Source organism: Agreia sp. Leaf335 (assembly GCF_001423605.1).
Lineage (GTDB): Bacteria > Actinomycetota > Actinomycetes > Actinomycetales > Microbacteriaceae > Agreia.
On sequence record NZ_LMOQ01000004.1, the window covers coordinates 20,260 to 44,728 of the forward strand.

Sequence of the window (24,469 nt, forward strand, 5' to 3'; positions counted from 1 at the left end):
TTCGGCGTAGTTTTGTCATCATGCGCGAAGAACAGGCCCACATCATCGAGGCCCTCACCGTCTTGCCCACGATCGACGCCACGGCCGAGGTCGAACGCCGCACGTCTTTTCTCGTCGACTACCTGCGTCGAACGGGAGCCAAGGGTCTCGTGCTCGGCATCAGCGGAGGGCAGGACTCGTCTCTCGCCGGTCGGCTGTGCCAACTCGCCGTCGAGAGGCTCCAGGGCGAGGGCGTCGACGCGACGTTCATCGCCGTGCGTCTGCCCTACGGCGTTCAGGCCGATGAAGACGACGCCCAGCTGGCGCTGAACTTCATCAAGCCGGAGCGAGTCGTCACCTTCGACATCAAGCGCGGTGTCGACGGCATCGCCGCCGAGTTCGCCGACGCCGTCGGAACTCCGATCACCGACTTCAACAAGGGCAACGTCAAGGCACGTACCCGCATGATCGCTCAGTACGCCATCGCGGGCGACGCCGGTCTGCTGGTCGTCGGCACCGACCACGCCGCCGAAGCGGTGACCGGATTCTTCACGAAGTTCGGCGACGGCGGAGCCGATGTGCTTCCGCTCTCCGGCCTCTCGAAGAGACAGGGCCGGGCCTTGCTCGAAGCACTGGATGCGCCCGAGCGGCTCTATCTCAAGGCCCCGACGGCCGATCTGCTCGACAACACCCCGGGTCAGACAGACGAGGCGAACCTCGGGCTCAGCTACTCCGACATCGACGACTTCCTCGAGGGCAAAGACGTCGAAGACCGCGTGGCTGACGCCATCATCGACCGCTACGCGGCGACGGCCCACAAGCGCGCCCTGCCCGTCGGCCCGGCCGACTCGTGGTGGAAGTAACGCCCCTTCGTTCTCCTGCGTCAGGCGCCGTCCGCTCGGCGGCGGCGACCGACAAAGGTGAGGATGCCGCCCGCCAGGCCGACACCGAGGCCCGTGGCGGCGAGCAGCCCGAGCCCGTCGAAGCCGGTCGACGACAGCTGACCCGAACCGCCAGATCCGCCCTCGCCGGAGCCGGATCCCGACCCCGGCCCGGACCCGCCCGATCCACCGGGATTGCTCGGCGTCGTCGTCTCCCCCGGCCGCGGCGTGATCTCCACGTGCACGCCGACCCCGTCGTCGTCGATGCCTGCCGCCGTCGCGGCGAGAGGCGCGGGACCCGCCACGATGGCCAGCGTCAGGGAGCCGAGCAGCACCATCCGGGAGCCTCTCGAGGCCCGTGTCGTCGTGCGTGAATCGTTCATGAGGTGACCACCGATCTTCTACCTTCTTCTCGAGCAGCTTCGAGCATTTTTTCCATCTGACGCGTGCGGCGCATCCGGCTCCACAGCAGGCCGCCCACGATGAGCAGTACCGCCAGTAGTACGACCAGCTGCGACCACGGGATCGCCCACACCTCGATGTCCTGCTGCAGGGCGGCAGCGGGTTCGCTTGCCTCGTTCGGCAGGATCACCGACTGTTCGACGGTGAGCGGGTAGCTCAGCAGGCCCACGGGCCAGGCACCCGGCACCTCGAGCTGAAAGGTGCGGCGATCACCCGGCAGCAGTTCCACGGGCGCGGCGGCCTCGCCAGAGGCATCCGGCAGACGAACGCCCCCGGCGACGGTGGAGCCGCTCACCGAGAGTCGCGCATTGCCCGTGTTCTCGAGCGTGTAGCCGATTCGGGTCGAACCGGGCTCGAAGGGGTTCCACGACGAGCGGTACGTGGCGGCGCTCGAGACGACGGCCAACGACGGCGCGATCTCTCCGGTCACCCTGGTCAGAACCCGAAAACCCACCCTGCTCTCGACGCCCACCGAGGCTCCTCCGTCTGTGCCCTTCGAGAAGATCGAGGCGGCGAGCCCGGCCGCGTGATCGCCCGGTGTGGCATTCTCGGGGATGGTGACGGCGACGGGAACGACGGCCATGCCGCCTGGCGCCACGGTGACGTTCTCCTGAACTGCGACCCACGTGCCGGCGTCGACCGACTCGGTGCCGTGCGGAAGCATGTTGAACCGCCCCTTGGACGTGAAGTACCCGTCGGCGGCATTGAGAGCGAAGGTCACCTCGGTCGTACCGAGGTTGCGCACCGCGAGGTGCTCGTCGATGGTCTGGCCCGGGTCTCCCTCGAGCTCCATCCATGACCGGCCGTCGGGGCCGGCGGCATCGGCGGGAGTCACGGACCACGTGATCGTGGGCTCGGCGGTGTCCGTTGCGGCAGGGGCGGCGGCGGCCGACCCCACGCCGGTCAGCGCCAGACCGGATGCGACGGCGAGGGCTGCGAGGGCGGATGCGAGACGGGCGCCGGGTGCGGTTTCTCTGGGTTTCACGGAAGGGAGACCTCGAATACTGGGGCGAATGGGGCGGTGCAGCCGATGACGAGACCGAGCGGGACTGCGCTGTTGGGGGCGCGCAGTCCCGCTCGGTGACTACTCGAACAGAGACAGGGTCAGAGTCGAGCTGTAGCTGCCCGGCGCGACCGTCGCGGGGGTGCGCAGGAACAGGTTGGCGTTGGCCGTCCACTGGCCCTCGCTTGCGATGGCGCCGGAGTCGATGGCGAGCGCGAGCAGCTCCTGATCGACGAGACCCACGCCGTCCTCTCCTCCGTCGATGGCGGTGTCGACCGGGTCGCCCTCGGCGACCAGGCCGGATTCGCCGCCATCGATGAGGGCGGGGATCCAGCCCAGATACTCGGCTCCGATGGGTGCCTGGCCGGCGTCGCCCACGAAGTCCGTGGAGGAGCCGAGCACGTACCATCCGACATCGGCCGGGATGTCCTCGGCGGCGCGGGTGTCGGTGACCGTGACCGTCGGCAGAGTTCCGGTGAACTGACGCACCAGCTCGGTCGAGCCCGTTTCGGTGAGAGTCGTCGATGTGCCGCCGACGCTCATGGCGAGCACTCCGGGGCCTTCGATCTCGGCGATCTCGACTTTCACATCGACATCGTCGCTTCCGACCTCTTCGGCCGCGGCGGCGCCGGCGAGGCCGGTCAGCAGCAGGGTTCCGACGACCACCGCCGAGGTTCGGGCGGCGAATTCTCGTTTACGCATTGTGGGTTCCATTTCGTTCGATGCAGATGGTGCAGGGGTAAGAGCTATGAGGATGACGCGGGGCGGCCGAGCCCGGGAGTCCGGCCGCCCCGCGCGCGGGTGGATCAGCCGCAGGGCTTGGCGTCGTATGACGCCGGCAGCACGGTGCTCACAGGCTGGCCATCGATCGTGGCCGATGCCGTGACCGTCACCTCACCCGCAGGCAGACTCGCCAGACGAGTCGTGAACGCATGAGATCCGTTCTTCGTCGGCGCCACGGCAGCGATCGTCTTCGACCCGTAAGCCGACTCGATCACCAGCTTCACCGGCACCTCATCGTTGTTCGTCACCTGAACAGTCAGCAGCGCCTTGCCCGCAGCACACCGCGAACCAGCAGACGCCACGACATCCAGTACCGGCGCAGCGGCCGCCTGGGTGAACGACCAGGTGTCGACCTCGGCGAGGTTCTGCCCGGCCGGACCGGTGAAGGTGAAGTACACATCGTGCACTCCGGTGACTCCCTCGAGCTCGGTCGACACCTCGCCCCACTCGCCGACCGGTGAGTCGACATCGATGGTGGCGATCACGTCGGAGGCACGGTCGTCGAGACGCACCTCGATCGTGCCGCCGGCCGCGAGCGCCTTGACCTTGGCCGTCACCGAAGCGGCTCCGGTGTCACCGAAGTCGGCCGCGGAGAGAGAGGTCCAGTCGCCGTTGTCGACGTCGTCGAGCACGAGGTTCGGCGCGTCCGTTCCGAACTGCGTCGAGCCGCCGTCGATCTTCTTCGTGGCGAGACCCTGCTGGTAGGCGATGGTCTCGGCCTCGAGAACGGTGTACGGATCGAGGTTCTTGATCTGATCGGCACCGGCGTAGTCGCCGACGACCTGCTGGATGGTTCCGTCTTCGTTGAAGGTCAGCTCCTGGATGTGGGTGCTGCGGTACCCCTGCGTGGTGTTGCCGTTGATGCGCTTGTTGAGCGTCGGTGCGTGGTACGTGAAGTAGTACTTGCCATCGAGCTCGAACACCGACTGGTGGTTGTTACCGCCCGTACCCGCTCCGAAGAACTGGCTCTGGTTCGGGAACAGCACACCCTGGTAGGTGCTCTTGTCCCAGACCATCGGGTCGTCCGACATCAGGTAACCGATCTGGCCGCCACCCGGGTAGCCGGGAAGAGCGGTCTGGTTGCCTCCGAAGTCGTTGCCACCGAAGTGCGACGAATACGACAGGTAGTACTTGTCGTTGCGCTTGAACACCTGCGCCGCCTCGAAGGCGACCGGCGCGTCCACGACGACGGCTTCGCCGACGGTCGACACCATGTCGTCTCCGAGCTTGATGGCTCGGATGTTCTTCGGGTTGTTGAAGCGCTCGGCTGCCGGAAGGCTCGTCGAGGCGGGGCCACCACCGAAGTAGAGGTAGGCCTGGCCGTCGTCATCGACCAGCGGAGCCGGGTCGAACAGCCAGTTGACGCCCTGAGCTCCAGGGGTGCTGCTGTTGATCAGTGTGCTGGTGCGCTCGCTGACCCACGGCCCGATCGGCGAGGAGCCGGTGAGCACGTTGCTCGAGCCTCCGCCGTTGGCGTAGTACAGGAAGTACTTGTCGACGCCGTCGACCGTCTTCTTGGCCATGCCCGGCGCCCAGGAGTTGGTCGTGAACGGAGCCACTCCGTTCGGACCGGCGACCTGGATCTCGCCGTGGTCGGTCCAGTTCACGAGGTCCTCAGACGAGATCACGGTGATCTGGTTGATGCTGCCGTAGTTGATCTGCGGCGAGACGCCGGTCGTCGGGTTGGGAGCGTAGCCCTGGGTGTCGTTGGTCATGTAGACGTAGACGCGACCGTTGTCGACGAAGCCGAACGCGTCGGCACCGAACTTGTGCGAGATCACGGGGTTGTGCTCTCCCGGGTTCTTGCCGACCACCTCGATGGTCTTCGACGGGGGCGCGGGCGGGGCGGCGCCGACGAGCGAGACGTCATCGACCTTGAAGTCCATCAGGTGCGTGGCCGGCTCAGCCGCGGCCGTGGCTCCAGCGACCCAGGGGGTCTCGAAGAACAGCCTGGCGGTGCCGACGCTCTGAGCAGTCGGGATGGTGAAGTTCGCGCTGAGTGTCGCCCATTCGCCCTTCGTCGCGGTGACGCTGCCGAGGTTCGTGTACGTGCTTCCGCCGTAGTGCATGGTTGCGAAGAACTGCTTCGTCGCGGGCGATGCGGTGTTCTCGTACTTGATGCGTGCCTTGACCGTATAGGTCTGGCCCGCCTGCACCTTGCCGGTGAGGTCCTGCAGTGGACCGGACCCGGTGCTGAGCCGACCGGTGATCAGGGCCGCTGCGGCTCCCGTGGTCGCATCCGGGGTCGTGGCGAGGGTGCCGCCGTCGGTCGCGTTGCCGTTGTTCACGATCCAATTGGCGGTTCCGCTTTCGAACCCGCCGTTCACGATCAGTTCCTGATCCGCGGCGAATGAGGCACTTGCCGAGAACGACGACGCGAGAAGGGCCGCGAGGGCCATCCCCGCGAGTCCTATCTTCGACCGGCGTCTCCACCGGTTGTGCACGAGCTGTTCCATTTATCCTCCTTGATTGCTGGACGTGGTGTGCTTTTCTCAGCCGCAGGGCGTGGCGTCGTACGACGTCGCGATCGGAGCAACGTGGCGCGGGTGCATCGTTGTACTAATCCGGCGATGCGGGTTGCGGTTCCTGTCGGCCCACGCGGACGCATTGAGAGCGGTAACAACGAGGGCACCGTGCTGGGATGTCGGGACGAACGACGACATCGAGAGTGACGATCTCATTCCAGCTCCTTTGCTGTGGCGAGACGGATCTGTCGCAGAGCGCGAACCAGGATCCAGGCGTTACCCCCGAGCGGGGGTGACCTTCGTCAGGATGTTACCGGGAACACTCGAAGACGGTCAAGTAAATCACAGAAACTTTTGTTAGCGCTCACAAGGCGGCACCCGGAAACGCGTGTTAATCAAGTCGATCGGCCCGCGCTACAGCGCGGCAGAGCGTGGCGGCGCGGTCGACTCGCGCACCACGAGGCGACTGGGGATTTTCAGATGCCTGGCCGACACCTCGGACTCCAGTGCCGAATGCAGAAGCTCCAGCGCCTTCACGCCGAGCGCCGTGAAGTCCTGCTCGACGGTGGTGAGTGGCGGGCGCAGGTGTCGTGAGGTGGGTAGATCGTCGAACCCGACCACGCTGACATCATGCGGCACAGCGATGCCGCGGTCGTGCAAACCGTGCATGATGCCGAGCGCCATGTCGTCGTTCGCGGCGAAGATCGCCGTGTAGTCGGGCATGCCGGTGAGGGCACGGGCGAACTCGTACCCCGTATCCGCCGTCCAGTCCCCCACCACGTGAGGCCGTTTCGGCAGGCCCAGAGCGCGAATGCGAGCATGGAACGCTCGCAACCGCGACTGAGCATCAGACCAGTCGAGCGGACCCGAGATATGCAGGATGTCGCGGTGCCCGAGCTCGGCGAGGTGGTCGACCAGGAGATTCGTACCCAGAACCTGGTCTACCCCGGCCGTGAGAAAGGTGCGGTCTGCGGTCGATTTGATCACGAGAACCGGCACGGCTATGGCCATCTGCCGCAGAGCGACCAGCGACGATGTGCGCGGGGCGATCATGCAGAGAGCGTCCACTCCCTGGGCCAGCAGATGTTCCACGGACTGAGTCGGCGTCAGCTTGCCGCGATGGCTCGTCGCTGTCGTCAGCGAGTAGCCCATGTCACGGGCCGCCTCCTCGATGGCACGAATGGTGCTCATCGGGCCGTACTCGACCGCGCTCTCCACGACCACGCCGATCTGCCTCGAGCGGTGAGTGGCCAGCGCCCGCGCGGCCGTGCTCGGGGTGAAGTTGAGCTCGCTGATCACATCGAGCACCCGCTGGCGGGTGGCCGGCCGAATATTCGTGTGGCCGTTGAGCACCCGTGACACGGTCATGTGCGACACCCCGGCGAGGGATGCGACGAGACGGATGCCGGTCTTTCCGGGCTGATCGCTCACGTCCATCGCTGCTTCCGTTCTTCGCGGAGTGGAGACACTCGACTTTACCGCCAGGGCATCGCTGGATCGGACTCGTCGTGCCGCTATTGTCAGTGCATGGCATCCAGTTACGACTTCTTCATCTCCGGCGATCACAACGCTGCGAAGACCATCATCGGCGACGCGCTGACCGCCGAGGGCTTCACGATCACCATGAACACCGACGGCGGATTTCACGCCGTTCGCGGCAGCACCGCCGCCACCGTTCTCTGGGGAGGACTCGCGGGCAAGAAGCTGCACATGGCCTTCGACACGCAGTTCTTCGTCGACGAGCGCGGCCAGCTCGTCGCTCGCCTCGCGCGCGACCTCGCGGTCGGCGCCCTGAAGGGCGGCGCGATCGGTGCGTCGAAGACCGCGACGGCATTCGAGGCCACATCTCACGCTGTCGGCACGGCGCTCACGAACGCCGGCGTCCTGACCTCGAGCATCGCCAACTAGGCCTCGGGCTCACCGAGCCGACGGCGCTCGGCTCACAACACGAAGCGGTATCCCATGCCGGCCTCGGTCAGCAGGTGGCGCGGCCTCGCGGGCTCCTGTTCGAGCTTCTTGCGCAACTGCGCGAGATAGACGCGCAGATATCCGGAGTCGTTCGTGTGGTTCGGGCCCCAGACGGCGGTCAGCAGGGCTGCTCGCGTCACGAGCCTTCCGGGGCTCCGCACCAGGGTCTCGAGAATGATCCACTCGGTCGGCGTGAGCCGAACGCTCTCGTCGCCACCGGCATCCGTTCGTCTCGTGACCTGCTTCGCCGAGAGGTCGATCGTGACGTCGCCGAACGTCACGAGCGCCTCGTCGCCCGCCGTCGGCACCCGCCGGGTCAAGGCTCGGATGCGCGCCAACAGTTCGTCGATCGCAAACGGCTTGGTGACGTAGTCGTCGGCGCCGGCGTCGAGCGCGAGCACCTTCTCGGCCCCGTCGGTGCGCCCCGACACGACGAGGATCGGCACCTGCGACCAGCCGCGGATCCCTTCGATCACCTCGATGCCATCGAGCTTCGGCATCCCCAGATCGAGCATGACCAGATCGGGGTGCTGATCGATAGCCGCGTTGAGGGCCTCGGCCCCGTCGCGCGACGTCACGACGTCGTATCCGCGGGCACGGAGAGTCACCGATAGGGCACGCAGGATCTGCGGATCGTCGTCGGCGATCAAAATCTTCATGGCTTCTCCTCGGCTGCTGGCTGGACTGCGGGAAGAGAGACCACCATGGTCAGGCCACCGCCGGGCGTGTCTTCGGCCTCGATCGTTCCGCCCATGCCCTCGACGAAACCCTTCGAGAGGGCGAGCCCCAGCCCGAGACCGGTGGAATTGTCGGTGTCGCCGAGACGCTGGAACGGCACGAAGATCTCGTCTCGCCGTTCGCCGGGAACACCCGGACCGCTGTCGACGACGCGCAGTTCGACCCGGCCGCGGAACGCGCTGGCAGAGAGCCGCACCTTCGCCCCCTCGGGCGAGAACCGCACCGCATTCGACAACAGGTTCACCAGAACCCGCTGCAGCAGAACCTCGTCGGCCAACACCGGCGGCCGCTCGTCGCCGTCGAGGGCGAGCTCCACGCGATCGGGACCGAGCTCCAGTTCGTCGAGCGCGGGAACGATCACGTCTTCGACATCGATCGCGTGCATCGACACGGCCAGCACACCCGCCTCGACGCGACTGACGTCGAGCAGATCGGTCACGAGGTCGGCAAGGGTGTCGAGACTCTCCTGGGCCGTATCGAGCAACTCGGTGCGGTCATGCGAACTGAGTTCCACCTCGGTCGACCGGAGCCCGCTCACGGCGGCGGTCGCCGCGGTCAGAGGGCGGCGCAGATCGTGACCGACGGCCGCGAGCAGAGCACTGCGCATGCGATCGGCAACGGCCAGAGGACCGACCTCGCTCGCGGTCGCTGCCAGATCTCTGTGTTCGAGCGCCTGATCCATCTGGGCCGCGATGACTCCGAGCAGCCGGCGCTCGGATGCGGCGAGGTCCGGGCCACAGAGCTCCAGCGTGGCGCGGTCGCCGACCGCGATCGTCGACGCTGCATGCGACACGGTCTCAGTCCCGGCTCCAGCCTCGGCCTCGAACTCCGACAGCGACGACGAAGCCAGGATGCTGCCGTCCAATGCCTTCAACCGCACCTCGTTGAGCCTGAAGGCTTCGCGCGTTCTGTCCACGAGCGCCTGCAGAGCATCCTGCCCCCGCAGAACGCTGCCGGCGATGCTCGCGAGGAGCTCCGACTCCGCCGCCGCCCGCCTCGCCTGCCGCGAGCGCCGGGCCGCGGTGTCGACGACCACGCTGACCAGCACGGCGTTCACGACGTACAGCGCCAACGCCAGCAGGTGCAGGGGTTCGCCGACCGAGACCGTGTAGAGCGGAGAGACGAAGAAGAAGTCGAGCGTGAGTCCCGAGAGCAGGGCGGCGAACAGCGCCGGCCAGATTCCGCCGACCAGCGCCACCAGAACCACCAGCAGCTGGAACGTCAACACGTCTGAGGTGATCGACTCGTCGGACCTCAGCGTGACGAGCAGCCAGGTCACCAGCGGCCCTCCTCCGAGGGCGAGCACGAATCCCAGAATCCGGCGACGCGCGGTCAACGATCCGCTGAACCGGGGAAGACGCAGCTTTCCCCCCGCGGCCGCGTGCGTCACGATGTGAACGTCGATGTCACCGGATGCGCGGATCACGGTCGCCCCGATACCCGGGCCGGAGAGGGCTGCGCTGAGGCGGGTTCGGCGGCTCACTCCGATCACGAGCTGGGTCGCGTTCACTCCACGGGCGTAGTCGACGAGAGCCGCGGGAATGTCGTCGCCGACCACCTGGTGGAATGTCCCGCCCAGCGATTCGACGAGCGAGCGCTGCGCGGCCAGCGCCCCGGGATGAGCCGCGCGCAGACCGTCTTGGCTCGTCACGTGCACGGCGACGAGGGTGCCGCCGGCCGACCGGGCGGCGATCCGGGCGCCTCGCTTCAGCAGGGTCTCGCCCTCAGGGCCTCCGGTCAGAGCCACGACCACGCGCTCCCGGGCCTCCCACTTGCTCGCGATTCCGTGGTCGGCCCGATACGACTTGAGCGCCGAATCGACCTCGTCGGCCAGCCAGAGCAGGGCGAGCTCGCGCAGCGCCGTGAGGTTGCCGAGTCGGAAGTAGTTCGAGAGGGCAGCATCGATGCGCGCAGCGGGGTACACGCGTCCATCGGCGAGGCGGTCGCGCAGTGCCTGGGGGGCCAGGTCGACGACCTCGAGCTGCTCGGCCGAGCGCACGACCCAATCGGGCACCGTCTCCTGCTGGCGCGCTCCCGTGATCTGCTCGACCACGTCGGTGAGCGACTCGATGTGCTGGATGTTGACGGTCGTCATCACGTCGATGCCGGCATCCAGCAGGGTCTCGACGTCTTGCCAGCGCTTCTCGTGGCGCGACCCCGGCGCATTGCTGTGCGCGAGCTCGTCGACGAGCGCCACATTCGGATGCCGCTCGAGCACGGCGTCGAGATCCATCTCGCTGAGCGTCACCCCGCGATGCGTCACGGCCAGGCGCGGCACGACCTCGAGGCCGCCGAGCATGCGCGCGGTGGCCGATCGCCCGTGGGTCTCGACGACCGCCACGACCACGTCGCGGCCCTCGGCGGCGAGTCGGGTGCCCTCCTCGAGCATCGTGTATGTCTTGCCGACGCCGGGCGCGGCACCGAGCAGCACACGCAGGCGGCCGCGCCCCATGATCAGCCGGCCATCGACGCGAGCGCGAGGTTCAACTCGAGCACATTGACCGTCGGGTCTCCGAGGATTCCGAGATCGCGACCCTCGACGAACGAGTCGACGAGAGCAGAGACCTTCGCCTCGGGCAGATCACGAGCCTCCGCCACGCGGGCGACCTGAAGTCGCGCGTACTCCGGGCTGATCTGAGGGTCGAGACCGGATGCCGACGCGGTGACGGCGTCAGCGGGAACCTCGGACTCCGACACGCCTTCGAGTTTAGCCACGGCCGCTCGACGTTCACCGATCGCCGCGATGAGGTCGGCGTTCTCGGGGCCGAGGTTGCTGCCGCTAGAGGCGGTTCCGTCGTATCCACTGCCCGCGGCCGACGGACGCGACTGGAACCACTGGGGAAGAGCGTTGCCGTCGGCGTCGGTGAACGACTGCCCGATGAGGGCCGAGCCGACGACCTGGCCGTCGGCATCCGACACCGGCTGGCCGCCGGCCTGGGCCGGGAGGGCCAACTGCCCGATACCGGTGACGACAGCCGTGTAGCCGATGCCGAGAACGACGGTGAAGACCACCATCGCCCGCAGGGCGACCCAGTACTGGCGGCCGCTGCGTGAACGTGAACTCATTTTCGTGCTTCTTTCTTGTATGAATGCGCTGGTCGAGTAGGCCGCCTGCGGCCGTATCGAGACCTAGAAACCAGGGATCAGGGTGACGACGAGGTCGATCAGCTTGATGCCGATGAAGGGCGCCACGACTCCGCCGAGTCCGTAGATCAGCAGATTGCGGCCGAGGATGCGCGAGGCCGAGAGTGCCCGGTACTTCACGCCGCGCAGGGCCAGCGGCACGAGCACCACGATGATGATGGCGTTGAAGATGATCGCCGAGAGAATGGCCGAGGCCGGCGAGTGCAGCTGCATGATGTTGAGCACCGCGAGCCCGGGGAACACGCCCGCGAACATCGCCGGGATGATGGCGAAGTACTTGGCCACGTCGTTCGCTATCGAGAACGTGGTGAGCGCGCCGCGGGTGATGAGCAGCTGCTTGCCGATGCGCACGATGTCGATGAGCTTGGTCGGATCGCTGTCGAGGTCGACCATGTTGCCGGCCTCCTTCGCGGCCGAGGTGCCCGTGTTCATCGCGACTCCCACGTCGGCCTGGGCCAGTGCCGGCGCGTCGTTGGTGCCGTCGCCGGTCATGGCGACGAGGTTGCCGCCCTCCTGCTCGCGCTTGATCAGCTCGAGCTTCTGCTCGGGCGTGGCCTCGGCGAGAAAGTCGTCGACCCCGGCCTCGGCCGCGATGGCCTTCGCGGTGAGCGGGTTGTCTCCCGTCACCATCACGGTGCGGATTCCCATGGCCCGCAGCTCGGCGAACCGCTCGGCGATGCCCTCCTTCACGATGTCCTTGAGATAGACGACACCCAGGATGCGGGCTTCGCCCGGCTGCTTTCCGACGGGCGGCGCCTTCACGGCGACCACCAGGGGCGTGCCGCCCGCGTTCGAGATGCGCTGCACCTGTTCGTCGAGCTGGGCGATGGTCGACGAGGCCGCCCTGCCCGACTCCTCGACCCACGCGAGCACGGCGGAGCCCGCGCCCTTTCGGATCTGGCATCCGTCGGGAAGATCCAGCCCCGACATGCGGGTCTGCGCCGTGAACGGCACGATCACCCCGTCGATATCGTCGGGCGTCACGAAGCCCTTCGTCTCGGCGAGCACCACGATCGACTTGCCCTCGGGGGTGGGGTCGGCGAGCGACGAGCTGGCGGCGGCCTCGATGAGCTCGAGCGGCGCGACACCGTCGAGCGCCGAGAACTCGGCCGCCTGGCGGTTTCCGTAGGTGATGGTTCCGGTCTTGTCCATGAGCAGCGTGGTCACGTCGCCCGCAGCCTCGACGGCGCGGCCCGACATGGCGAGCACGTTGTGCTGCACGAGGCGGTCCATGCCGGCGATGCCGATGGCCGAGAGCAGAGCTCCGATGGTGGTCGGAATCAGGCAGACGAGCAGGGCGACGAGCACGGGAACGCTCACCGAGGCCGCGGAGTATCCGGCGATCGGGTTGAGCGTCAGCACCACGACCACGAAGATGACCGAGAGGCTGGCGAGCAGGATGTTCAGGGCGATCTCGTTCGGCGTCTTCTGCCGCGAGGCGCCCTCGACGAGCGCGATCATGCGGTCGACGAAGGTCTCGCCGGGCTTCGACGTGATGCGCACGACGATGCGATCCGACAGCACGCGGGTGCCGCCGGTCACGGCGCTTCGATCGCCGCCGGATTCCCGCACGACGGGAGCGGATTCACCCGTGATCGCCGATTCGTCGACCGAGGCGATGCCCCACACGATGTCACCATCGCCCGGGATCAACTCGCCCGCGGTGACCACGACGTGGTCTCCGAGCGTGAGCTCGGCGCTCGAGACCGGACGTGTCTCGGCGCGCAGGCCACCGGCATCCGATTCGGCGTCGTACGACGCGATCACATTCGCGGTCGTCGAGGTGCGGGTCTGGCGCAGGCTGTCGGCCTGGGCCTTTCCGCGGCCCTCGGCGATGGATTCGGCCAGGTTCGCGAAGACCACGGTGAGCCAGAGCCACACCGCGATCCCCGCGGTGAACGTGGCCGGCACGGGTGAGCCGCCGGATGAGGCCGGCCCGCCGAGAAACGGCTCGGCGACGGCCAGCAGAGTCGTGAGCACGGCGCCGACTTCGACGACGAACATCACGGGGTTGTGCCACATCTGGCGTGGATCGAGCTTGCGCAGGGCCCCCGGCAGAGCGGGGATGACTGTTGCGGTGAGCATGGACATAGCTGTGGTTACAGCCCTTCAGCGAGTGGAGCGAGTGCGAGAACGGGGAAATAGGTGAGGGCCGACACGATGATCGTGACGCCCACGAGCAGGCCCACGAACTGCGGACGATGCGTGGGCAGGGTGCCCGCGGTCGAGGGGATCTTCGGCTGCGCGGCGAGCGAGCCCGCGAGCGCCAGCACCAGCACGATCGGAATGAATCGGCCGAACAGCATGGCCACACCGAGAGTGGTGTTCAACCAGGGGGTGTTCGCCGTGAGCCCCGCGAACGCGGATCCGTTGTTGTTGGCGGCCGAGGTGAACGCGTAGAGCACCTCGCTGAGGCCGTGGAGCCCGGGGTTCAGGATCGACGTGCCCTCGACATCCGCCCTGATCGCCGGAATCGCGAAGCTCAGGGCCGTTCCGGCGAGCACCAGCGTGGGAGTCACGAGGATGTAGAGGCTCGCGAGCTTGATCTCCCGCGGGCCGAGCTTCTTGCCCAGGTACTCGGGCGTGCGTCCGACCAGCAGGCCGGCGATGAAGACCGCGATCACGGCGAGGATCAGCATTCCGTAGAGACCGGAACCCACGCCTCCCGGTGCGACCTCGCCGAGCATCATGTTGATCATGGGCATCATGCCACCCAGCGAGGTGAACGAGTCGTGCATCGAGTTGACCGCACCGGTCGACGTGAGCGTCGAGGTCGAGCCGAAGAGTGTCGAGGCCGCGATGCCGAAGCGGGTCTCCTTGCCCTCCATCGCCGCGCCCGCCAGCTGCGGGGCAGTGCCGGCGCCGTTCAACTCGAACAGGGTGAGTGCGGTGAGCGAGACCACGAAGATGGCCGCCATGGCCGCGAGGATCGCGTAGCCCTGGCGTTTGTCTCCCACCATCGCGCCGAAGGTGCGGGGCAGGCTGAAGGGGATGGCGAGCATCAGCACGATCTGCACGAGGTTCGTAAACCCGGTCGGGTTCTCGAACGGGTGCGACGAGTTGGCATTGAAGAAGCCGCCACCGTTGGTGCCGAGCATCTTGATGGCCTCCTGGCTGGCGACGGGGCCGCCCGGGATGCTCTGAGTTCCGCCTGACAGCGTGGTCACGTCGGTGAAGCCGGCGAAGTTCTGGATGACGCCTCCCGCGATCAGGACGATCGCGACGAGTGCCGCAAGAGGCAGGAGCAGGCGCAGGGTGCCGCGGGTGAGGTCGACCCAGAAGTTGCCGAGGGTGCCCTGGCGTGTGCGGGCGAGGCCGCGCACGAGGGCGATGGCCACGGCGATTCCGACCGCGGCAGAGACGAAGTTCTGCACGGCGAGGCCGGCGAGCTGCACCGTGTAGCCCATGGTCGCCTCGGGCGAGTAGCTCTGCCAGTTGGTGTTCGTGACGAACGAGACCGCCGTGTTGAACGACAGCCCCTCGGGAACGGCCGGCAAGCCGAGGGAGTACGGGAGCACCGCCTGCGCGCGCTGGAGAGCGTAGACCAGCAGCACGCCGATGAGCGAGAACGCGAGCACGCTGCGGAGGTACGCCATCCAGCTCTGCTCGGCACGGGCATCCACGCCGATGAGGCGGTAGAAGCCGCGCTCGACACGCAGATCTTTCGTCGACGAGTAGATGCGGGCCATGTAGTCGCCGAGCGGCCGGTGGATGGCGACGAGAACGAGCGCGAGGGCGCCGACCTGCAGGATTGCGAGAAGTGAGGAGTCCATCTAGAACTTCTCCGGCTTCACGAGGGCGTAGACGAGATACGCGAGGGCCGAGACGGCGAGCACCGCCGCGAGCGTGTCGAAGACGATCACAGCTTCGACACCCCCCAGGCGATGACGCCGACGAGCGCGAACGCGGCGAAGATGCCGAGAACGTAGACGAGGTCGAGCACGGAAAACTCCATCGGATGATGTGACGTGACGCGCCCCGGCCGGGGTCGCTCATCCGAGTAGATACCTGCTTTCGGGCGGCATCCCGCGCCCTAACGGATTCCTAACGGGCGCCTCGCGCATCCATACGATGTCGATACGGCTGTGGCTGTTCCCTGAGCCTGTCGAAGGGCACCGGCTACCGTGGAGTCATGACCGAGACGAGAGCACTCGTCGACCGATGGGTCGACGGCTGGGCCGTTTCTCGCGGGATGCTGAGCGCGCGTGACGGCGACAGCTGGCTCGTCGAGGTGGCCGCTGAGACGCGCTCTTGGGAGTACATCAGCGAATCACCGTCGCTCCCCGAGCTCTACCGTTTGGTGGCTGCGACCGCCGCGCCGGACGTGTGGCTGACGCTCGTCGGAGACCTCGACGCGCAGAGCCGTGGCGCAGTGGGCGGCCTCGACCCGGTCACGAGCGACGAACGCATGATGACCACATCGATCGTGCCCACTGCCTCGCCGGCGATCGTGATCATCGAAGAAAACGGCCGGGTCGCCCACGCTCGTATCGAGGTGAATGGTGCACTCGCGGCCCGTGGACAGGCTGCGCTGAGCGCCGCAGACGTGGTGTTCGATCGCATCGAGACCACTTCCGAGTTCCGCCGCCGCGGCCTCGGTCGTCTGGTCATGACCGGTCTCACAGCTTGGGCTGCCGATAACAACGCTGCGACGGGCCTGCTCATGGCGAGCGTCAGCGGGCGCAAGCTATACGACAGCCTCGGATGGCTGGAGGTCGCCCGCATCGTCACCCTCCGCGGGCGGTGAACGTGAGGACGGACGCGCGCTCAGATATGCGGCACCACCTGTCACAAATCGACCGAAGCCGCGTGGTTTGGGTCGATTTGCGCCACATGGTGGGTGTGAGCGCGAGAAAAGAGGGCCCGCGCACGACGAAGGCCCCGGGTTCGTCACCCGGGGCCCTCGTTCGTTCTGTCGCTACTAGTCGCGCAGCTTCTCTTTGTACTCGTTCTTGGCTTCGGTGGCGTCGCGCTCCGCTTCGGCGCGCTTCACGTCGCCCTCTGCCCGCTTGACCTCGGCGTCGGCTCGAACCTCGTCGGCCTTGTCGCTGAGGCGTTCTTTGGCGTCGTCGACGGCCTCGCCGATCTTCTTACCGGTGGCCTCTGCAGCGTCTTTGGCGTTCTCGAGAAAACCCATGGTGTCGTTCCTTCCGGTTGAGTGCCTCCACCGTATGAGTGCGCGCTGAGAATTCGCGGCAAGCGCGCTGGCGACTACCTCACTCCGTCGAACTGCTGTCGACTCTCCTCTATCTCGGACTGGTGCAGCTGCGTCCACGCGACGAAGGCCCGCACGGGTTCGCTCAGCGTCTGGCCCAACTCGGTGAGCTCGTACTCGACCCGCGGTGGCGATTCGGGGTAGCTGGTGCGACCGACCAGGCCGTCCCTCTGCAGCGAGCGAAGCGTGCGGGTGAGCATCCGGTGCGAGATGCCCTCGACGGCCTGCATCAAAGCCGTGAAGCGCACCGGGCCTTCGTCGAGGGCTCGGATGACAGGCATCGACCAGCGATCCCCCGTCATGGTGAAGATGTCGCGCACGAGGTCTCGAGTGGACGGAACCTCGCACGCCTTGTCGAGCCCCTCGACCGATTCTGCAGCGGCCGTTATCGACAGTGCCGTCATAACGCGTGACTTCCCTTCGTGTGCGTGACGCACTCCAAAGTGCGCGGCCGGCGACGGGACTAAATCGCGCCTCCGACCTCTTCGTATGACTGACAACGTGCGTTACGCACGAAAAGTTCCTAAGGAGAGAAACCAGATGACCACAATCGCAATCATTCTCGGCAGCACGCGCCCCGGACGCAACGGAGAGGCCGTCGCCAAGTGGGTTCGTGACATCGCCGTGAAGCGCGACGACGCGACCTTCGAGCTCGTCGACCTGGCCGACTTCCCGCTCCCCCACTTCGACGAGCCCGGCTCGCCCGCGTGGGGTAACTACCAGAACGAGCACACGAAGGCCTGGTCGGCGAAGATCGCCCAGTTCGACGGCTACGTGTTCGTGACCCCCGAGTACAACCACTCCACCTCGGGCGTACTCAAGAACGCCCTCGACTACCTCTACAACGAGTGGAACAACAAGGCCGCGGCCTTCGTGAGCTACGGTTCGGTCGGTGGAGCCCGCGCGGTCGAGCACCTGAGACTCGTCGCATCCGAGCTGCAGCTGGCGACGGTTCGCGCCCAGGTCGCCATCTCGCTCGTGACCGAGTTCGAGAACTACTCCGTCTTCACGCCCAACGACTACCTGCTTCCGCAGGTCGACACGATGCTCGACCAGCTCGTGGCCTGGTCGAAGGCTCTCGAGCCGCTGCACGCTCCCGTCGTGCCCACTGACGCCGACGAGACCGTCGTCGCCTGATCGTCTGACCCCAGTCGGCCCATCACCGGATGCGATGGGCCGGCTCGGCGGCGCCAATCACAGAGAACGGAACCCGTCGCGCCAACTCGGGTAGGTCAGTTCGAGACCACGTGCACGGGCGCGGGCATTTGAGACAGGTCGGCCGATATCGCCGGGGCGGGAGTGGGAGTCGAGCGGTCCAAATGCGCCGACGCCCACAGCGAACCGTGGCGCCCACTCCCGACCCGAGGCAGGCTCGTCATCGACGACGTTGTAGACGCCGCTCGCCCAATCCAATGCGAGCACAGCAGCGCGAGCGGCGTCGGTCGTGTGGATGAACGACGCAACCGTGTCTGTGGCCATCAGGCGTCCGGCTCGTGCGTCGTCGCCAAAGCGACCGTTGCGTGAGAACCAGGTACCCGGCCCGTAGAGCTGGCCGAAGCGCAGCACAACATGGTCGGGAAGTTCTCGCACACACGACTCGAGCGCCCTCACAGCGGCAATCGTGGTGTGCCTCGGCTCGGCAGGATCGGCATCGAGCGGCTCTCCTTCCTCGGCGAGGGTGAGTCCGGGCGTGTAGACCCAGGAGATGCTCTCCCCAATCATTCGGGGCGTTCCAACCCGCATCGCCGCGTCGACGAGGTTGCGAGTGCCTCTCACACGCAACCGGGCATTGCTGGAGGAGTCGCCCGAACTCAGATCGGTCAGGAGGTGAACGACCACATCGGGTCGAACCTCGCTCACCGCGTGAAACGCTGCATCTCTGTCGAGCGCGTCGAACACGGCCGGGGTTGCACCGAGACGGCTGATCAGCGAGAACTTATCGGCCGAACGGGTCGTCGCGGTGACTTCGTGGCCGAGCTCTATGAGCAGCGGAATCAGGGAACGACCGAGTACACCCGAACCACCAGCGATGAAGATGCGCATAGAAAAATCCTCGCTTCAGCGGAAAACGATCGATCGGACGTCAGCCTCGAACCTTCTCGACGCGGCGCCGCAGCCCCGCGCGCACCGATGGCCACTCGCTCTCGACGATCGAGAACACGACGGTATCGCGCAGCGTTCCATCCGCCATGCGGGTATGGCTGCGCAGCACCCCGTCTTGCTTCGCGCCGAGTCTGGCGATCGCCTCGCGCGACTGCTGGTTCATCCAATTGGTGCGGAACTCGACGGCCACGCATCCGAGGGTCTCGAAGGCGTGCCCGAGCAGCAGCAGTTTCGAATCGGGATTGGTTCCCGTTCCATGAGCCGAGGCTGCGTTCCAGGTGTAGCCGATCTCGAGTCGCGGCGTCGTGTGATCGATGTCCATGTAGGTCGTCATTCCGATGATGCGACCGGGCTCGCCGGTCTGGGCGTCGCGCACGCGGGTCGTGAAGGGCAGCATCGAGCCTTCTTCCTGCAGCCGCAGCCGCCGATCGATCTCGGCGCGCATGCCCTCGGGTGATGGCACCGTCGTGTAGAAGAGCTTCCAGAGCTCGCCGTCTCGCACGGCATCCGCAAGCCCGTCGTGGTGGTCGTGACTGAGCGGCTCGAGAACGACGTGGGTTCCGGTGAGGGTGGTGGGGGCGATCGTCAGTGTCATGCCTCCGATTCTGGGCGCAGCAGTGGATCATCGGGTATGCCACTATTGGCGAACTCGCATAGACCAGTTAGGGAGTCCATGAGGCACGCGCGCGCAGTCGATATCGTCGAGATGATCGCACCCGAGGGTGCCGACAGACTCGCGGCGGGGCTCCGCGCGGCGATCCTCGGCGGCCGGATGCGACCGGGTGACGCGGTGCCGTCGAGCCGCGCCGTCGCATCCGCCGTCGGAATCGCGCGTGGAACCGTCGTGCGCATCTACGACGAGCTGTCGGGAGAGGGATACCTCGAGACCGTTCAGGGTTCGGGCACCTTCGTCTCCACACGCGTGCCTCCGCGAGCGCCGCACGCTGAGAATGTCGTCACGGAGATACGGGTGAACGCCGGCGATCCCGCACCGACCGCCCCCTCGAGCCCACCCATCGAGCTGCGCCCCGGCATCCCCTCGACCGCGTCGATCACGCGCGGCGACTGGGCAGCGGCTTGGCGCCGAGCGACCGCGGGCGAGGTGCCCGCCGTCTACCCGCCCGCAGCGGGGCTGCCCGCCCTGCGCGAGCGGATCGCGCGGCACCTGTTTCACGCTCGTGGTCTCGCGTGCGACCCCGACGATGTCATCGTCACCTCGGGCGCGCGAGAGGGGCTCGCGCTGGTCGCGCTCGGGCTCGCGGCCCGGCACGGCCGCCACCTGCGGGTGGGATGCGAGAACCCGGGCCACGTCGGCAGTCGCACGGTGCTCGCACGGTTCGGGGCCGAACTCGTGCCCATCGACGTCATCGACGGCGGGGTCGACCTCGACGCCGTGCAGAGTGAGCGACTGACCGCACTGCTGGTCACGCCCAGCCACCAGTATCCGCTGGGAGGAAGCCTCGACGTGGGGCGGCGGCTTCAGCTGCTCGAGTGGGCTGCGCGAACAGGCTCGATCATCATCGAAGACGACTACGACAGCGAATTCCGCCACCTCGGGCGGGCACTGCCGTCGATCGCGTCGCTCGACGACTCCGGATTGGTCGTCCACGTCGGCAGCTACTCGAAGGTCATCACCCCGTGGCTGCGCTGCGGCTACGTGGTGGTGCGCGACCCGGCGCTGCGTGCCGCGATTCTGGATGCCCGGGTCGACGTCGGCGAGACCGTGTCGGGCATCCCGCAGCAGGCGCTGGCGCACTACCTCGAGAGCGGCGGACTCAGCCGGCACCTCGCCCGCACCCGGCGAGCGTACGCGCACAAGCGCGCCCTGGTTCGGGATGCGTTCGGTCGCGAGCTCGGATCGTCTCTCACGCTCAGCGCGCTCGACGGCGGGCTGCACGCCGTGCTCTCGTCGCCCGCAGGCAGCGGCAACGCCGATCTGGCAGAAAGTCTGTCGCGTCGTGGCGTCGTCGTGACCGAGCTCGCCAGACACTACTTCGCGCCGACCGCCCCGCCTCGCGAGGGAATCGTATTCGGCTACGGAGCGGCGACCGATCTCGAGCTACAGGCGGCACTCGCCACGATCCGGCGCGAGACGGCCTGACCGGGTCGATCATCCTGCCTATGGGCTGACATCCCCACCTGCGTTATCGGCCGCGTCGCCCTGATAGCTTGTCCCGATGCCTTCTACGCGTCAGATCACAGAGTTCTCCGATGAACCGGCCGCCGGCAACCCCTGGGTCGTCGAGCCCATGCCCGCAACCATCGAGCTTGTCGAGTACGACCCGGCGTGGCCGACGCAGGCCCGACAGATCGGCGACCGACTCAGCGAGCTGCTCGGCCTGCGGGCCATCCGCATCGATCACGTCGGATCGACCGCCGTCGAGGGCCTGCCCGCCAAGCCGGTCATCGACATCGACGTCACGGTCGCCGATCCGGCCGACGAGGCGGGGTACGTGAGCAGACTGCAGGAGGCGGGATTCGTTCTCACCGTGCGCGAGCCCTGGTGGCATGAACACCGTTTGTTCCGCGGCGGCCGACGCTCGGACGATCGCGTCGCACCGACCGACGGCGGCCCGGCCACGAACATCCATATCTTCGGGCCCGATAGCCCGGAGCCGATCAAGCATCTCGTCTTCCGCAACTGGTTGCGCGCCAGCGCGAGCGACCGAAAGCTGTACGCCGATACGAAACGCGCCGCCGCCGCCGCCCAGCGCGACGACGACGCCGTCATGGACTACAACGCCAGAAAACAGACAGTGATCCTCGACATCTATGAACGCGCGTTCCGCGCCTCGGGTTTTCTGAGCTGACGCCCGCGCGCCGCCTCAGCCGGCGTCCAGCGCTTGCCGCACCTCCTGTGCGAGCAGCGGAACCGTCGTCTCCTCGAACCACGGGTTGCGGGAACGCCAGCCGCGGGCCAGAGGCGACGGATGAACCAACGGAAAAAACGGCAGGAACGTCTCGGCCGCCCGGACGGTCTCGGTCACGGACTGGCGCTTCTGCCCGTGCAGGTAGTACCGCTGCGAATACGCGCCCACCAGCACGGTCAGACGCACGTCGCTGAGCGCGCCGATGATGCGCGGATGCCACAGCGGCGCGATCTCGGGCCGCGGCGGCAGATCACCGCTCGGCCCCTTGCCCGGAAAGTAGAAGTCCATGGGCAGAAGCGCGAACTGCTCGGGGTCGTAGAACGTGGCATCCGTCACGCCGAGCCACGATCGCAGCAGCCGCCCGCTCACATCGCTCCAGGCCAGGCCCGTCTCCTGCGCGACTCGGCCCGGCGCCTGCCCGATGACCAGCACGCGAGCGCGCGCGGATCCGGTGAACAGGGGCGCCCACCCCTGTTCCGACGCCCACGCGTTCGACGGGTGGTCGATGATCTCCTGTCGAATGACGTCGAGTTCATCCACGAGCGGCTCGGCTCCGCTCTGCCAACCAGGTGTCGAGCAGCTCCCGGAAGGCAGCGGGCTGTTCGAGCCACGGATAGTGACCGCACTCCGCGATGAACGCCACCCGGGCGTCGAGCGCCGCCGCATAGTCGCGAACGGGCTGAACCCCGGTCAGCAGATCCTGATCTCCTCCGACGACGAGCGTCGGCGGTGGCAAGTGCATGGCCTGGATGCGCTCGGGCGCGTCGCTCGGAATGTCGCGGAACCAGGCGGTCGCCGCCGCCAGGCTCACCGCCCCGAGCTGCGCGTGGGCACGTTCTCTGTCTGTCCATCGCGCGTAACCGGCCGGGGCCTGCCGCAGGAACAACGCGCGATACTCCGTCTCAGTGCTCGCATCGCCGTGCTCCAGCGCAGCAAGGGCTTCGGTGACCTCGGGCTCCGCGCGATTCACGGCGATCGATGCGACGTCTGACGATGCACCGGTGAGCCAGGCAGCCGGAGGCGTGACGAGTGCGAGAGATCGGACCCGCTCGCCAAAGCGCGCCGCGGTCGCGAGGGCCAACCGGGTTCCGGCGGAGTGCGCGACGATGTCGACATCCGCCAGCCCGAGAGCATCGACGAGAGCGACGACGTCATCGGCATCCGACCACCACCCTCGCGAGAGTCCTCCGCTGTGAGGAGCACCCCGGGGATGCAGCACCACCAGGGCATGATCGTCGGCCAGGCCGGCGAGGTCTCCGAGGTACTCGGGGCCACGACACGGGCCGCCCGGCAAGACGATCACGGCCGGACCGGAGGCGTCGCCCAGGCAGGAGACCGCGAAGGGCAGGTCGAGATCATCCATGCGAACGAGCAGAGTCACAGGATGTCTTTGAAGAGGTTGTAGAAACCGATCACAGCCAGAATTCCGCCGATGACCCACCACCACTCGGCCCGACGGGCGAGTCTTCGCCCCTGGGGCGCAACGCCCTCTCGTCGGGCGGAGTTCGGAACGACGCCGCCCGTCCATCCTGCGACTTCGGCATCCAGACGCTCGTCACGCCATCGTTCCCACTGCCGGACCCTCTGCGAGAGGATCTCGACCACAGAGAGGAGCTGTTTCCACAGGTCGGGATCGAGGGTCGACAACTCTCCCTGGGCGTAGAGGAACAGATAGTCGTCGACGATCTCGATATCGAAGGCGGCGGCATTGTCGATGAACTTCGCCATGACGTCGGGGGTGAAGAGGTACAGCGCGTCCGCTTCGTACCCTGAAGGGCAATACAGCGCGAAGTGCCGGTCGAAGTCTCCCTCGAGAGACAACCTCTGCCCCGCGGAGAGCGCGACCGGCAGAGCGGGCCTGCCCCACTCGTTGTTCTTCTGGGCGTCGAGAACGATGTTGGGCAATGGCGTGGTCAGACGAATCGCCACGTAGCCCCACCGGTGCACGGTTCGGTTCTTGCCCGACCCCACGACCAAGGTGTGGTTCGCGATCGTCACGGGTGGCTCGCCCTCACGGCTGACGACGTCGGTCGAGTAGGCAGACGACTGCCCCTGACGGCTGAAGATCATGCCGGGAAGCTGAGGACCTTTCGACCACGGAGCGTAGCTGAACGAGTTCGCCCGAGCGAAGCCGTCGATGCGGAACTGCCGGACACCGTTGCGCGATCTGAGGGCGCGCACAAGAAGTGCAATGGCAATGATCGGCATGGCGATGACCGGCACGAGGAACATCACGCTCGACGAGCTGAAGTCGCCGATGACTCGATCGAACCCCACACCCTTGAGCACCATGGCCAAGAACACGACAGGAAAGGCGAGAAAGACGAACGGCAGCACCACGCTCGCCAGCCTCGGCCGCACCGCAGAGGGAAGGGTGCGCCGGAACGCGCGCAGGGCCCGGTGGTCGATCCTGTCGGTCAGCGGGCTGGTATCCAGAGTCACCCGCTCAGATTAGTTGCAGCCCTCAGGGCGCAGGTCGATCTTCGACGAGACACGACGAAAAGAGCCGGCCAGCGATTTCTCGCTGACCGGCTCTCTGTTGCGTTCACGTGCGCGAGGGGGGACTTGAACCCCCACGCCCTTTCGAGCACTGGCACCTGAAGCCAGCGCGTCTGCCAATTCCGCCACTCGCGCGAACTTAGAGAGATTAGCACGAAGGGGCAGTGCGGGGGAATTCGAGGGCGAATGGAGCCTCGACACGCGCTGCTGGGCACTCGCGGACACCACCGCTCCGACTCGGATCGCCCACTCCATCGGCGCGCTGCTTTTAAGAGGTACGAAATCCGCCGGAATACCGGCACGGAACGCGTACTAGGTGGATTTGCACGCAACACAAGTAACATCTACCTGAGCGTCGC

24 protein-coding genes and 1 tRNA gene are annotated in these 24,469 nt (G+C 66.9%); 6 read left to right on the forward strand and 19 right to left on the reverse strand.

The genetic code is table 11. The annotated features are described in order from the left end of the window. Window positions 1-20 precede the first annotated feature (20 nt). Window positions 21-842 (forward strand): ammonia-dependent NAD(+) synthetase, encoded by an 822-nt coding sequence (gene nadE / locus ASF79_RS14605; protein WP_055856254.1) that lies wholly within the window; start codon window positions 21-23, stop codon window positions 840-842. Between the two features lie 20 nt (window positions 843-862). Here the strand turns inward: nadE and ASF79_RS14610 are convergent, their stop codons facing one another. The 5 genes from ASF79_RS14610 to ASF79_RS14630 form a co-directional block, all read right to left on the reverse strand. After that, the gene (locus tag ASF79_RS14610; RefSeq protein ID WP_156366283.1) at window positions 863-1,243 is read right to left on the reverse strand and encodes a hypothetical protein; all 381 of its coding nucleotides are present in this window, start codon (window positions 1,241-1,243) and stop codon (window positions 863-865) included. Next, a complete protein-coding gene (locus ASF79_RS14615) occupies window positions 1,240-2,307 on the reverse strand; it encodes a COG1470 family protein (RefSeq protein ID WP_055856259.1) in 1,068 nt (355 codons plus the stop codon). Before ASF79_RS14615 ends, ASF79_RS14610 begins: the two co-directional genes overlap by 4 nt. A 99-nt stretch (window positions 2,308-2,406) precedes the next feature. Further along, on the reverse strand, window positions 2,407-3,027 hold the full coding sequence (locus ASF79_RS14620; RefSeq protein ID WP_104279481.1) for a hypothetical protein: 621 nt from the start codon (window positions 3,025-3,027) through the stop codon (window positions 2,407-2,409). A gap of 104 nt (window positions 3,028-3,131) precedes the next feature. Beyond that, complete coding sequence (locus ASF79_RS14625; protein WP_055856265.1) at window positions 3,132-5,564, reverse strand: family 43 glycosylhydrolase; 2,433 nt, start codon at window positions 5,562-5,564, stop codon at window positions 3,132-3,134. A 423-nt stretch (window positions 5,565-5,987) separates the two neighbouring features. After that, complete coding sequence (locus ASF79_RS14630; protein ID WP_055856268.1) at window positions 5,988-7,010, reverse strand: LacI family DNA-binding transcriptional regulator; 1,023 nt, start codon at window positions 7,008-7,010, stop codon at window positions 5,988-5,990. Between the two features lie 90 nt (window positions 7,011-7,100). Here ASF79_RS14630 and ASF79_RS14635 point away from each other — a divergent pair, with 90 nt between their 5' ends. Then, window positions 7,101-7,481 carry a hypothetical protein gene (locus ASF79_RS14635; RefSeq protein ID WP_055783010.1) on the forward strand — a complete coding sequence of 127 codons (381 nt, stop codon included), beginning with the start codon at window positions 7,101-7,103 and terminating at the stop codon, window positions 7,479-7,481. Window positions 7,482-7,513: 32 nt separating this feature from the next. Here ASF79_RS14635 and ASF79_RS14640 read toward each other — a convergent pair whose 3' ends face one another. The 6 genes from ASF79_RS14640 to ASF79_RS17195 form a co-directional block, all read right to left on the reverse strand. Then, the gene (locus ASF79_RS14640; RefSeq protein WP_055783007.1) at window positions 7,514-8,200 is read right to left on the reverse strand and encodes a response regulator; all 687 of its coding nucleotides are present in this window, start codon (window positions 8,198-8,200) and stop codon (window positions 7,514-7,516) included. Further along, window positions 8,197-10,731: an ATP-binding protein gene (locus ASF79_RS14645; protein WP_055856271.1), complete on the reverse strand. Its 2,535-nt coding sequence runs from the start codon at window positions 10,729-10,731 to the stop codon at window positions 8,197-8,199. The genes ASF79_RS14640 and ASF79_RS14645 overlap by 4 nt, the downstream gene beginning before the upstream one ends. A gap of 2 nt (window positions 10,732-10,733) precedes the next feature. Beyond that, the gene (kdpC, locus tag ASF79_RS14650) at window positions 10,734-11,345 is read right to left on the reverse strand and encodes a potassium-transporting ATPase subunit KdpC (RefSeq protein ID WP_055856272.1); all 612 of its coding nucleotides are present in this window, start codon (window positions 11,343-11,345) and stop codon (window positions 10,734-10,736) included. 63 nt (window positions 11,346-11,408) lie between these two features. Further along, entirely contained in the window at window positions 11,409-13,508 is a 2,100-nt protein-coding gene (gene kdpB / locus ASF79_RS14655; protein ID WP_235480666.1) for a potassium-transporting ATPase subunit KdpB, read from the reverse strand. 14 nt (window positions 13,509-13,522) lie between these two features. After that, the gene (gene kdpA / locus ASF79_RS14660) at window positions 13,523-15,196 is read right to left on the reverse strand and encodes a potassium-transporting ATPase subunit KdpA (protein WP_055856276.1); all 1,674 of its coding nucleotides are present in this window, start codon (window positions 15,194-15,196) and stop codon (window positions 13,523-13,525) included. Beyond that, a complete protein-coding gene (locus ASF79_RS17195) occupies window positions 15,197-15,286 on the reverse strand; it encodes a potassium-transporting ATPase subunit F (protein WP_104279474.1) in 90 nt (29 codons plus the stop codon). A 269-nt stretch (window positions 15,287-15,555) separates the two neighbouring features. Here ASF79_RS17195 and ASF79_RS14665 point away from each other — a divergent pair, with 269 nt between their 5' ends. Further along, window positions 15,556-16,170 carry an N-acetyltransferase gene (locus tag ASF79_RS14665; RefSeq protein WP_055856278.1) on the forward strand — a complete coding sequence of 205 codons (615 nt, stop codon included), beginning with the start codon at window positions 15,556-15,558 and terminating at the stop codon, window positions 16,168-16,170. 174 nt (window positions 16,171-16,344) lie between these two features. Here ASF79_RS14665 and ASF79_RS14670 read toward each other — a convergent pair whose 3' ends face one another. Continuing rightward, on the reverse strand, window positions 16,345-16,560 hold the full coding sequence (locus ASF79_RS14670; RefSeq protein ID WP_055782992.1) for a hypothetical protein: 216 nt from the start codon (window positions 16,558-16,560) through the stop codon (window positions 16,345-16,347). A gap of 74 nt (window positions 16,561-16,634) precedes the next feature. Further along, a complete protein-coding gene (locus ASF79_RS14675) occupies window positions 16,635-17,042 on the reverse strand; it encodes a winged helix-turn-helix transcriptional regulator (RefSeq protein ID WP_082495947.1) in 408 nt (135 codons plus the stop codon). A gap of 136 nt (window positions 17,043-17,178) precedes the next feature. Between ASF79_RS14675 and ASF79_RS14680 the strand changes: the two genes are divergently transcribed. Further along, window positions 17,179-17,775, forward strand: a complete 597-nt coding sequence (locus ASF79_RS14680; protein ID WP_055856283.1) for an NADPH-dependent FMN reductase — start codon at window positions 17,179-17,181, stop codon at window positions 17,773-17,775. 57 nt (window positions 17,776-17,832) lie between these two features. Here the strand turns inward: ASF79_RS14680 and ASF79_RS14685 are convergent, their stop codons facing one another. Both ASF79_RS14685 and ASF79_RS14690 read right to left on the reverse strand, forming a co-directional pair. Next, entirely contained in the window at window positions 17,833-18,681 is an 849-nt protein-coding gene (locus ASF79_RS14685) for an NAD-dependent epimerase/dehydratase family protein (RefSeq protein ID WP_055856286.1), read from the reverse strand. A 40-nt stretch (window positions 18,682-18,721) separates the two neighbouring features. Continuing rightward, window positions 18,722-19,336 (reverse strand): GNAT family N-acetyltransferase, encoded by a 615-nt coding sequence (locus tag ASF79_RS14690; protein ID WP_055856289.1) that lies wholly within the window; start codon window positions 19,334-19,336, stop codon window positions 18,722-18,724. A gap of 78 nt (window positions 19,337-19,414) precedes the next feature. On the opposite strand from ASF79_RS14690, the gene pdxR reads away from it, so the two are divergent. Both pdxR and ASF79_RS14700 read left to right on the forward strand, forming a co-directional pair. After that, window positions 19,415-20,842, forward strand: coding sequence for a MocR-like pyridoxine biosynthesis transcription factor PdxR (pdxR, locus tag ASF79_RS14695; protein WP_055856292.1), 1,428 nt, complete (start codon window positions 19,415-19,417; stop codon window positions 20,840-20,842). Window positions 20,843-20,918: 76 nt separating this feature from the next. Continuing rightward, window positions 20,919-21,551, forward strand: coding sequence for a GrpB family protein (locus ASF79_RS14700; RefSeq protein ID WP_055856295.1), 633 nt, complete (start codon window positions 20,919-20,921; stop codon window positions 21,549-21,551). 15 nt (window positions 21,552-21,566) lie between these two features. Here the strand turns inward: ASF79_RS14700 and ASF79_RS14705 are convergent, their stop codons facing one another. The 4 genes from ASF79_RS14705 to ASF79_RS14720 all read right to left on the reverse strand — a co-directional run bounded on the left by ASF79_RS14705 (window position 21,567) and on the right by ASF79_RS14720 (window position 24,245). Continuing rightward, the gene (locus ASF79_RS14705) at window positions 21,567-22,151 is read right to left on the reverse strand and encodes a uracil-DNA glycosylase family protein (RefSeq protein ID WP_055856298.1); all 585 of its coding nucleotides are present in this window, start codon (window positions 22,149-22,151) and stop codon (window positions 21,567-21,569) included. Further along, window positions 22,144-22,992 carry an alpha/beta fold hydrolase gene (locus ASF79_RS14710; RefSeq protein WP_235500782.1) on the reverse strand — a complete coding sequence of 283 codons (849 nt, stop codon included), beginning with the start codon at window positions 22,990-22,992 and terminating at the stop codon, window positions 22,144-22,146. Before ASF79_RS14710 ends, ASF79_RS14705 begins: the two co-directional genes overlap by 8 nt. Then, complete coding sequence (locus ASF79_RS14715) at window positions 22,989-24,053, reverse strand: hypothetical protein (protein WP_055856302.1); 1,065 nt, start codon at window positions 24,051-24,053, stop codon at window positions 22,989-22,991. The genes ASF79_RS14710 and ASF79_RS14715 overlap by 4 nt, the downstream gene beginning before the upstream one ends. Before the next feature lie 108 nt (window positions 24,054-24,161). Continuing rightward, window positions 24,162-24,245, reverse strand: a tRNA-Leu gene (locus tag ASF79_RS14720). Between the last annotated feature and the right edge of the window lie 224 nt (window positions 24,246-24,469).

What these genes read in the sequence shown, in the direction of transcription:
- ASF79_RS14675 (WP_082495947.1), bottom strand. Translation starts at nt 17,042, where the DNA reads ATGACGGCACTGTCGATAACGGCCGCTGCAGAATCGGTCGAGGGGCTC.
- ASF79_RS14625 (WP_055856265.1), bottom strand. Translation starts at nt 5,564, where the DNA reads ATGGAACAGCTCGTGCACAACCGGTGGAGACGCCGGTCGAAGATAGGA.
- nadE (WP_055856254.1), top strand. Translation starts at nt 21, where the DNA reads ATGCGCGAAGAACAGGCCCACATCATCGAGGCCCTCACCGTCTTGCCC.
- ASF79_RS14685 (WP_055856286.1), bottom strand. Translation starts at nt 18,681, where the DNA reads ATGCGCATCTTCATCGCTGGTGGTTCGGGTGTACTCGGTCGTTCCCTG.
- ASF79_RS14670 (WP_055782992.1), bottom strand. Translation starts at nt 16,560, where the DNA reads ATGGGTTTTCTCGAGAACGCCAAAGACGCTGCAGAGGCCACCGGTAAG.
- kdpB (WP_235480666.1), bottom strand. Translation starts at nt 13,508, where the DNA reads ATGCTCACCGCAACAGTCATCCCCGCTCTGCCGGGGGCCCTGCGCAAG.
- ASF79_RS14610 (WP_156366283.1), bottom strand. Translation starts at nt 1,243, where the DNA reads ATGAACGATTCACGCACGACGACACGGGCCTCGAGAGGCTCCCGGATG.
- pdxR (WP_055856292.1), top strand. Translation starts at nt 19,415, where the DNA reads ATGAGGCACGCGCGCGCAGTCGATATCGTCGAGATGATCGCACCCGAG.
- ASF79_RS14635 (WP_055783010.1), top strand. Translation starts at nt 7,101, where the DNA reads ATGGCATCCAGTTACGACTTCTTCATCTCCGGCGATCACAACGCTGCG.
- kdpA (WP_055856276.1), bottom strand. Translation starts at nt 15,196, where the DNA reads ATGGACTCCTCACTTCTCGCAATCCTGCAGGTCGGCGCCCTCGCGCTC.
- ASF79_RS14700 (WP_055856295.1), top strand. Translation starts at nt 20,919, where the DNA reads ATGCCTTCTACGCGTCAGATCACAGAGTTCTCCGATGAACCGGCCGCC.
- ASF79_RS14665 (WP_055856278.1), top strand. Translation starts at nt 15,556, where the DNA reads ATGACCGAGACGAGAGCACTCGTCGACCGATGGGTCGACGGCTGGGCC.
- ASF79_RS14680 (WP_055856283.1), top strand. Translation starts at nt 17,179, where the DNA reads ATGACCACAATCGCAATCATTCTCGGCAGCACGCGCCCCGGACGCAAC.
- ASF79_RS14630 (WP_055856268.1), bottom strand. Translation starts at nt 7,010, where the DNA reads ATGGACGTGAGCGATCAGCCCGGAAAGACCGGCATCCGTCTCGTCGCA.
- kdpC (WP_055856272.1), bottom strand. Translation starts at nt 11,345, where the DNA reads ATGAGTTCACGTTCACGCAGCGGCCGCCAGTACTGGGTCGCCCTGCGG.
- ASF79_RS14690 (WP_055856289.1), bottom strand. Translation starts at nt 19,336, where the DNA reads ATGACACTGACGATCGCCCCCACCACCCTCACCGGAACCCACGTCGTT.
- ASF79_RS14645 (WP_055856271.1), bottom strand. Translation starts at nt 10,731, where the DNA reads ATGGGGCGCGGCCGCCTGCGTGTGCTGCTCGGTGCCGCGCCCGGCGTC.
- ASF79_RS14640 (WP_055783007.1), bottom strand. Translation starts at nt 8,200, where the DNA reads ATGAAGATTTTGATCGCCGACGACGATCCGCAGATCCTGCGTGCCCTA.
- ASF79_RS14620 (WP_104279481.1), bottom strand. Translation starts at nt 3,027, where the DNA reads ATGCGTAAACGAGAATTCGCCGCCCGAACCTCGGCGGTGGTCGTCGGA.